The organism is Mycobacterium sp. 1245801.1, assembly GCF_001673055.1.
Classification (GTDB): Bacteria; Actinomycetota; Actinomycetes; order Mycobacteriales; family Mycobacteriaceae; genus Mycobacterium; species Mycobacterium europaeum_A.
Genome location: NZ_LZKY01000406.1, coordinates 1 through 8,218, shown reverse-complemented (window position 1 = coordinate 8,218; position 8,218 = coordinate 1). Strand labels below are relative to the sequence as shown.

6 protein-coding genes, 1 tRNA gene and 1 pseudogene are annotated in these 8,218 nt (G+C 66.8%); 2 read left to right on the top strand and 6 right to left on the bottom strand.

Annotated features, from left to right (window positions below):
• A pseudogene (locus A5622_RS26045) lies at positions 1–358 on the bottom strand (cytochrome P450); the annotation flags it as partial.
• Positions 359–530: 172 nt separating this feature from the next.
• On the opposite strand from A5622_RS26045, the gene A5622_RS26040 reads away from it, so the two are divergent.
• Positions 531–3,827, top strand: a complete 3,297-nt coding sequence (locus A5622_RS26040) for a LuxR C-terminal-related transcriptional regulator (protein ID WP_066871790.1) — start codon at positions 531–533, stop codon at positions 3,825–3,827.
• Position 3,828: 1 nt separating this feature from the next.
• Here A5622_RS26040 and A5622_RS26035 read toward each other — a convergent pair whose 3' ends face one another.
• The 5 genes from A5622_RS26035 to A5622_RS26015 form a co-directional block, all read right to left on the bottom strand.
• Positions 3,829–4,467 (bottom strand): LpqN/LpqT family lipoprotein, encoded by a 639-nt coding sequence (locus A5622_RS26035; RefSeq protein ID WP_066882141.1) that lies wholly within the window; start codon positions 4,465–4,467, stop codon positions 3,829–3,831.
• A 17-nt stretch (positions 4,468–4,484) separates the two neighbouring features.
• Positions 4,485–4,829 carry an arsenate reductase (glutaredoxin) gene (gene arsC, locus A5622_RS26030; RefSeq protein WP_066882139.1) on the bottom strand — a complete coding sequence of 115 codons (345 nt, stop codon included), beginning with the start codon at positions 4,827–4,829 and terminating at the stop codon, positions 4,485–4,487.
• Complete coding sequence (locus A5622_RS26025; RefSeq protein WP_064878996.1) at positions 4,830–5,810, bottom strand: ribose-phosphate diphosphokinase; 981 nt, start codon at positions 5,808–5,810, stop codon at positions 4,830–4,832. It lies immediately after the preceding gene.
• Between the two features lie 103 nt (positions 5,811–5,913).
• Positions 5,914–7,398: a bifunctional UDP-N-acetylglucosamine diphosphorylase/glucosamine-1-phosphate N-acetyltransferase GlmU gene (glmU, locus tag A5622_RS26020; protein WP_066871784.1), complete on the bottom strand. Its 1,485-nt coding sequence runs from the start codon at positions 7,396–7,398 to the stop codon at positions 5,914–5,916.
• A 198-nt stretch (positions 7,399–7,596) separates the two neighbouring features.
• Positions 7,597–7,668, bottom strand: a tRNA-Gln gene (locus tag A5622_RS26015).
• A gap of 289 nt (positions 7,669–7,957) precedes the next feature.
• On the opposite strand from A5622_RS26015, the gene A5622_RS26010 reads away from it, so the two are divergent.
• Positions 7,958–8,218 (top strand): TetR/AcrR family transcriptional regulator (locus A5622_RS26010; protein ID WP_197508100.1); only part of this gene is annotated, 261 nt, incomplete at its 3' end.

Sequence of the window (8,218 nt, the reverse complement as noted above, 5' to 3'; positions counted from 1 at the left end):
GCTCGGCGCCCCGGGGGGCGAAGGCCTTGGACACCAGGCGGCGCAGCCGGTGATGCGCGTCGCCGTCGAGGCCGAGGATATTGCTGATCGCCCGGTCCCACAGCGGGCCGGAGGTGACGCCCTGCAGGTCGAGCCCGAGGCCGCGCGCGGTGACGAATCTGCTGTCGCGCAACACGGTTCGAACCAGTTCGTAGCTGAGCACTTCCGGCCCGTGCGGGCCGATGGCGATCGGCGACAGCTCGCGGGCGGCGTCGATGATGCGGTGCGCGTCGTCGGGGTCGGTGAGGTGGTCGTAGGCAATGACGGGCAGGCCGGCGTCGAAAACGTTCGGGCGGGTGGTCGTTTGGGCGATTGTCATCGGGGTCTCCTCGGTCGGGTTTAGTCGACTATCCGGCCCGGCGCGGCGAAGACCATCCGCCGCGGCGCGCATATCTGCGCACCCGGGGGTCGTAGATCCGGATGCCCGCCCGTGGTGGATCTGCGCGCATTGGCCGATGTTTTGCCCCGTCGAGGGCGTAATCCTGGCTAACATGAGCCAACACGCGGAGATAACGCCGCTAACCTGGGACGATTTGGGCGTGGTCGAGTTGCTGCCGACCGGCACGGTGACATTGCTGCTGGCCGATGTCGAGGGCTCGACGCGGCTGTGGGAAACGCAACCCACACAAATGACCGACGCGCTGGCTCAGCTGAACAAAATCGTGAACGAGTCGGTCGCGGCGCATGACGGGGTGCGCCCGCTCGAACAGGGTGAGGGCGATAGCTTTGTGGCCGCCTTTGCCCGGGCATCGGATGCGGTGGCGTGTGCGCTGGAGTTGCAGCGCGCCCCGTTGGCGCCCATCCGGGTACGCATCGGCATACACACCGGTGAAATCCAATTGCGCGACGACGCCAACTACGCGGGCCCGACGATCAATCGCACCGCGCGGTTGCGCGATCTCGCGCACGGAGGGCAGACCGTGTTGTCGGGCGCGACCGAATCGATGGTGGTGGACCGGCTGCCCGACGGCGTGTGGCTCGCCGACCTGGGTAGCTACCCGTTGCGCGATGTACCGCGTCCGGAGCGTGTTGTCCAAGTGTGCCACCCGGATCTGCGCAATGACTTCCCGCCGCTTCGGGTGCGCACTGTGGTTGCGTCGCACAACCTTCCGGCACAGCTAACCAATTTTATCGGGCGCCAAGAGCAAATGAGGGAGTTGGAGCAACTGGTTGGCGGCAACCGGCTGGTCACCTTGACCGGCGCGGGCGGCGCGGGCAAGACCAGGCTTTCCGTGGAAGTCGCCGCTGCACTTAACGGCGAATTTTCCGATGGGATCTGGTACGTCGACCTGGCCCCCATCACCAATTCCGCTGTGGCGCCATTGACAGTCGCCCGCACCTTAGGGCTGCCCGATCAGCCTGGCCGCTCCACGATGGACCTGCTCTTACGGTTCTTCGGCGACAAACGGATGTTGCTGGTGCTGGACAACTGTGAGCATCTGCTCGACGCATGCGTAGCGATGGTCGTCGAGTTACTTGCGGCATGCCCACATCTGGCGATTCTGACGACCAGCCGTGAACCGCTCGGAGTGGCCGGCGAACTGACGTGGCGGGTCCCTTCACTGTCTCTCAACGACGAAGCGATCGAGCTGTTCACCGACCGTGCCCGTCGGGCGCGCCCCGGGTTCGTTGTGGACAAGGACAACACCGCGCAGGTGACCGAAATCTGCGCCCGCTTGGATGGCATGCCACTGGCGATCGAGCTTGCCGCGGCACGGGTTCGCGCGCTGTCGCCTGACCAGATCTTGGACAGCCTGCATGACCGGTTTCGTCTGCTGACCGGAGGTGCACGCACCGCGGTGCGCCGCCAGCAGACGCTGCGAGCGTCGGTGGATTGGTCGCATGCGCTGCTCACCGAGCCTGAGAAGGTGCTGTTTCGAAGGCTGGCGGTGTTCGCCGGTGGCTTCGACCTCGATGCCGCCCAATCCGTCGGCGCCGACGGCGAGGTGGAGCGGTATCAATTGCTGGACCAGCTAAGCCTCTTGGTCGACAAATCTTTGGTAGTCGCCGACGACACCGGCACCGGCATGCGATACCGCTTGCTGGAAACCGTACGCCAGTACGCGCAAGAAAAACTCGGCGAGTCCGGCGAGGCCGACCAGGTGCGCACCCGCCACCGCGACTACTACACCACCAGGGCTATCGCATTCGGGACTCAGGGGCTGGCCGGTGTCGATCCGCTATTACGTTGGGCGCAACGGGAAATCGAGAATCTACGAACCGCTTACGGCTGGAGCCGAGAGAACTCGGACATCGAAACAGCGATGCGGCTGATCCTTTCGCTGCAACCACTGTGGTTGCGGGCCGGCCGCGTCGGTGAAGCACTGGCGGGTTTGGACGCTGTCTTGACTGACGAAGGGCCCTTGCCTATCACACCTGCCGTGCGGGCAGGTGCGGTGATCGAGCGGCAGTTCCTCGCTGCTTGGTTGGGCCTTCCAACGGAATTGAGTGCTGCACAGGACGCATTGGGCGTCGCTCGTCAGCTCAACGACCCGGCATTGATCACCCGCGCCCTCATCACATGCGGGATGAGCGCCGTCTACACGCCCGATGTGGTCCAGCGCTACTTCGCCGAAGCAACCGAACTGGTCCGCGCGGCTGGAGACCGGTGGACTCTATGCCAAATCTTGAGCCACCAGGCGACGGTTGGCGCCATGTCCGGTGAACCGACCGCAGCACGTGCGGCCGCCGAGGAAGGACGCGACCTCGCCGATGCGCTCGGCGATCGGTTCTACTCACGGAACTGCCGAACCTGGCTCGTCGTAGCGCTGATGATGCAGGGAAACCTTGCCGAAGCGGCCGAAATCGCACGTTGCTTGGCTATAGAGGCCGCGGAGGCCGGGGATGTGTTGATGAATGCTTATGGATGCCTGGTGCATGGCGTGGTACTGGCCCGCCAAGGGCACGGGCCGGCCGCACACGCAGCGGGGCAATCCGCGGGGGTAGCCGCAGAGGTGCTGGGTGGAGTTTCCGAAGACTCGGTGTACGCGGTCCTGGCTGACGCCGCGTTGGCCTCCGGTGATGGGTCTTCGGCAATGCGGTTCTGCGAGATGGCATGGGAGCACAGCAATCCGCTGCGGGAAGTGTTCACCAGATCCACCGCCCCGCTCGCCCAGGCGGCCTTAGCAAGCGGTGATGTGCCCACAGCGCGCCGCTGGGCCGACGAGAACATTGCACTGACACCGGGCTGGCAACGAGTGCCGGCGCTGGTAGTACGCGCCTACATTGCGATGGCCCAAGGTGACCCGGGGCAGGCCGAGCGTGACGCTCACGAGGCTCTCACGATCGCCGACGGCACCCGCGGATATTTGCATGTTGACGACGCCTTGGAATGTCTTGCCCGCTTGGCCGCCGCCAACGGCAGTCACCAGCACGCGGCGCGTCTGTTGGGCGCAGCGGAGACCATACGGCAGCGGATGGACCACCCTCGCTTCCCGATGTATGAGACAGAGTACGCGTCCACCGTGGCGAAGATCCGGGAAGCACTGGAACAGACAGACTTTGACGCCGCCTGGGCCGAGGGGGCCGCTTTATCCACCGAGGAAGCGATCGCCTACGCCCAACGTGGCCGCGGCGAGCGGAGGCGCCCGGCCACCGGCTGGGACTCCCTGACTCCGATGGAAACCGATGTGGTGCGCCTGGTGCAGGAAGGCTTGGGCAACAAGGAGATCGGGGCCCGGCTGTTCATCTCACCGCGCACCGTGCAGACCCACCTGACGCACGTCTACGCCAAGCTCGGCCTGACGTCCCGGGTCCAGCTCGTTCAAGAAGCCGGTCGCCGCGCTTGAATCACTTTGCCGCGACCACGAATCCGTTGATGATCGTGTTGATGTCGGTTGACTGCGCGGCGGCCTGATCGGCGAAGCCGGTGATGGTCAGCTGCACCAGGTACCGCTGGTGGGCGGGTGGCGATCCGGTCGCGATGACGATGCGGTTCCAGCTGTGCAGCCGCATGCCACCCTCGAGGTCGTAGCTGCCCTGGATCATCGAGGAGGGAAAGCCGTTGTAGGGCGCGCCGGAGGCGTCCAGCTGCTTGAAGTTCGGGAACAGTTGCGCGTCGTCGTTGCCGTGCTTGATCACCTGGGCCGGGTCGAACTCGCCGTTGAGCTTGAACACCACCAGGCGCGCCGTCGGAAATTTGCCGCCTTGGGAGATGATCAGCGTTTGTGGGCTGATGTTCGGGCTGGTGAACGGCGACCAGCCCGGCGGTGTCGGTATCGACACCGTCAGGTCGGGCAGCGAACCCGGTGCCACCGGTTCCCCGGTCACCCCGATGCCCTGCAGATACTGCGACAACGGAACCGGCTTCTCGGCCGGCTTGGTCGTCGTCGCCGTCGACGTCGTCGACAGGATCGATTGGTAGTCAGTCGGTTTCGGTGCACAGCCGCCGGACGAGAAAGCCGCCGCAATCATCGCGGCAGCGGCCATGCGCCGGCCGAGCCGAGTCACAGAATCTCGCGGACCGCGTCGATCGGGCGGGCCAGCCGAGTGCCCTTCGGGGTGACGACGAAGGGGCGTTCGATGAGGATGGGGTGTTCGACCATGGCGTCGAGCAACTGATCGTCGGTGGCGTCGGCGAGGTTGAGCTCGTCGTAGAGGGATTCCCGCTTGCGCACCGCGGTGCGCACGTCGATGCCGGCGTCGCGGATCATCTTCACCAGCTCGCCACGCGACGGCGGGGTCTTGAGGTATTGGACGACGGTGGGCTCAATGCCGTTGTCGCGCAACAGGTCCAGCGTCTTGCGGGAGGTGCTGCATTTGGGGTTGTGGTAGATGACAGAGTCGGCCATCTAGGCGTCTCCGTCGAAAAGCCCTGTGACCGAGCCGTTTTCGAAGACGGCGCGGATGGTGCTGGCCAGCAGCGGCGCGATCGACAGCACCGTGAGCTGCGGGAAGCGCTTCTCCTCGCCGATGGGCAGGGTGTTCGTCACGATCACTTCCCGGGCGCCGCAGGCGGCCAGCCGCTCGGCGGCCGGATCGGAGAGCACGCCGTGGGTCGCCGCGATGATCACGTCACCGGCGCCCTCGTCGCGCAGCAACTTGACCGCGCCGGCGATGGTGCCACCGGTGTCGATCATGTCGTCGATCAGCACGCAGGTGCGGCCGGCCACCTCGCCGACGACGCGGTTGGACACCACCTGGTTGGGCACCCGCGGGTCGCGGGTCTTGTGGATGAAGGCCAGCGGGACGCCGCCCAGCGCGTCGGCCCATTTCTCGGCGATGCGCACCCGGCCGGAGTCGGGCGAGACGACCACCATGTTGCCGTCGGGGTAGTTGTCGCGGATGTAGCCGGTCAGCAGATTCTGTCCCCGCATGTGGTCGACGGGTCCGTCGAAGAAGCCCTGGATCTGGTCGGTGTGCAGGTCGACGGTAACGATCCGGTCCGCGCCCGCGGTCTTGAGCAGGTCGGCGACCAGCCGCGCCGAGATCGGCTCGCGACCCCGGTGCTTCTTGTCCTGCCGGGCGTACGGGTAGAACGGCATGACGGCGGTGATCCGCTTGGCGCTGCCCCGCTTGAGGGCGTCGATCATGATCAGCTGTTCCATCAGCCAGTTGTTGACCGGATCCGGCGCCGACTGCAGGACGAACGCGTCGCAGCCGCGCACGGATTCGTGGAACCGCACGAAGATCTCGCCGTTGGCGAACTCGCGCGCCGTCTGAGCGGTGACGTGGACGTCGAGCTCCTTGGCCACCTGCTCCGCCAGCTCCGGATGCGCACGGCCGGAGAAGAGCATCAAATTTTTGCGGTTATCGGTCCAGTCGTGGCTCAACGCACTGCCCTCGCCATATCGGGGTGGGGAATGGAACGCCCCATCGTACGAGGCGAATCGTACGGAAATGTGGCCGGGTTGCCAGCGAACGAATGCACGGTGTCTAGTCGGCTTCTGGCGCGGGGCCCGCTGTGGCGGTTTGACCGGCGGCTTTCTCGGCGGCCTCGGCCGCTTGCGCGGCCGCACTGCCGGGGCGCTTGCGCCGCACCCAACCCTCGATGTTGCGCTGCGGACCGGCGGAGACCGCCAGGGTCCCGGGTGGGACGTCGTTGCGCACCACCGTGCCCGCGCCGGTGTAGGCGCCGTCGCCGACCGTCACCGGCGCCACGAACATGGTGTCCGAGCCGGTGCGCACGTGCGAGCCGATGGTGGTCCGCCGCTTCGATTCGCCGTCGTAGTTGACGAACACGCTGGACGCGCCGATGTTGCTGTGTTCGCCGATGTCGGCGTCCCCGACGTAGGTCAGGTGCGGCACCTTGGACCCGGTGCCGATGGTGGCGTTCTTGGTCTCGACGAACGCCCCGAGCTTGCCGTCGTCGCCCAGCACAGTGCCCGGCCGCAGGTAGGTGAAGGGGCCGACGGTCGCGCCGGCCCCGATGGACGACGACGTGCCGTGGGTGCGCACCACCGAGGCGCCGTCACCGACGCTGACGTCGGTCAGGGTGGTGTCCGGCCCGACGACGCAATGCGCGCCGACCTGGGTGCGGCCCAGCAGCTGCGTGCCCGGGTGGACGACGGTGTCGCGACCGATCGTGACGTCGACGTCGATCCAGGTGGTGGCGGGGTCGACGACGGTGACGCCGGCCATCTGGTGGGCCGCGATGATGCGGCGGTTGAGCTCGGCGCCCAGCTGGGCGAGCTGGACGCGGTTGTTGACGCCGGCCACCAGCGCGCTGTCGTCGACGTGGCGGGCGTGGATGGCCAGGCCGTCGCCGCGCAGGATGGCGATGACGTCGGTCAGGTAGAGCTCCTGCTGGGCGTTGTTGGAGCTCAACCGGTTCAGCGCCGAGCGCAGCGCCGCGGTGTCGAAGGCGTAGACGCCCGCGTTGACCTCGCGTATCTCGCGCTGCGAGGGCGTGGCGTCGGCGTGTTCCACGATCGCCATCACCTCGTTGTCCTGCGTGCGCAAGATGCGGCCGTAGCCGCTCGGGTCGCTCACCGTCGTGGTCAGCACCGTGACCGCGGCCGGCGCGGCGCTGTGGCTGGCGATCAGGTCGGCCAGGGTGTCGGCGTCGAGCAGCGGGGTGTCCCCCGAGGTGACGACGAGCACTCCGGCGTAGTCGGCGGGCAGTGCGGACAGCCCGCACAGGACCGCGTCGCCGGTGCCGCGGGGCCGGTCCTGCAGCGCCACGTCGATGGGACGTCCCAGGGCGTCGGCCCAGTCGGCGACCAGCGGTGCGATGCGCTCGTGGTCGTGGCCCAACACGACGGCCAGGTGCTGGGGGGCCACCTTGGCGATCGCGTGCAGCAGGTGGGCCAGCATGCTGCGCCCACCGATGGTGTGCAGGACTTTCGGGGTGTCCGACCGCATCCGGGTGCCGGGCCCGGCCGCTAGCACCAGGACCGCGGTGTCACCAGGAGACGACATCGACCCTCCTCGTTGGGTTTGTCCGCGCGGGCTGCGCGCGTCAAGCGCCGACACGCCGTCAAGCGTGTCACCTCAGCTGCGGTGAAGGCAAAAACCGAGCCGTAGAACGACTCTTCAGGTCAACCCGTCGAGTGTGGGCCCTGCGCATGGAACCGGGCTTCGTTTCGTGCCCAGGCTCCACACTCGATGCGGACGAAGCTCCGTCGCCAGGACTCGAACCTGAACTATCTGAACCAAAATCAGAGGTGCTGCCGATTACACCACGACGGATCGCTAACCCACGGCGAGCGGCGGGTTGGGACCGCTCGCGCCAAGAAGACTTTAGTCCGACGACGGTGCGGGCCGCTTGCGGGCTGATGAGGAGTCGGACAATTCCCGACCAGTCCGACGACGGTGCGGGCCGCTTGCGGGCTTATGAGGAGTCGGACAATTCCCGACCAGTCCGACGCCGATGCGGGCCGCTTGTCCGCTGATCACCGATACGCTGATTGACGTGGCCGTGCTGGACCCCCAAACACAAAAGTACCCGGACAAAGAGGTACGGGCACCGCGCGCGCGGATGACCGGCACCGAGCGCCGCCAGCAGCTGATCGGCATCGCCCGCACGCTGTTCGCCGAGCGCGGGTACGAGGGCACCTCGATCGAGGAGATCGCGCTGCGGGCCAATGTGTCCAAGCCGGTCGTCTACGAGCACTTCGGCGGCAAGGAAGGCCTGTACGCCGTCGTCGTCGACCGCGAGATGTCGGCGCTGCTGGACATGATCACGTCGTCGCTGACCAACAACCGGTCCCGGGTGCGCGTCGAACGGGTCGCGCTGGCG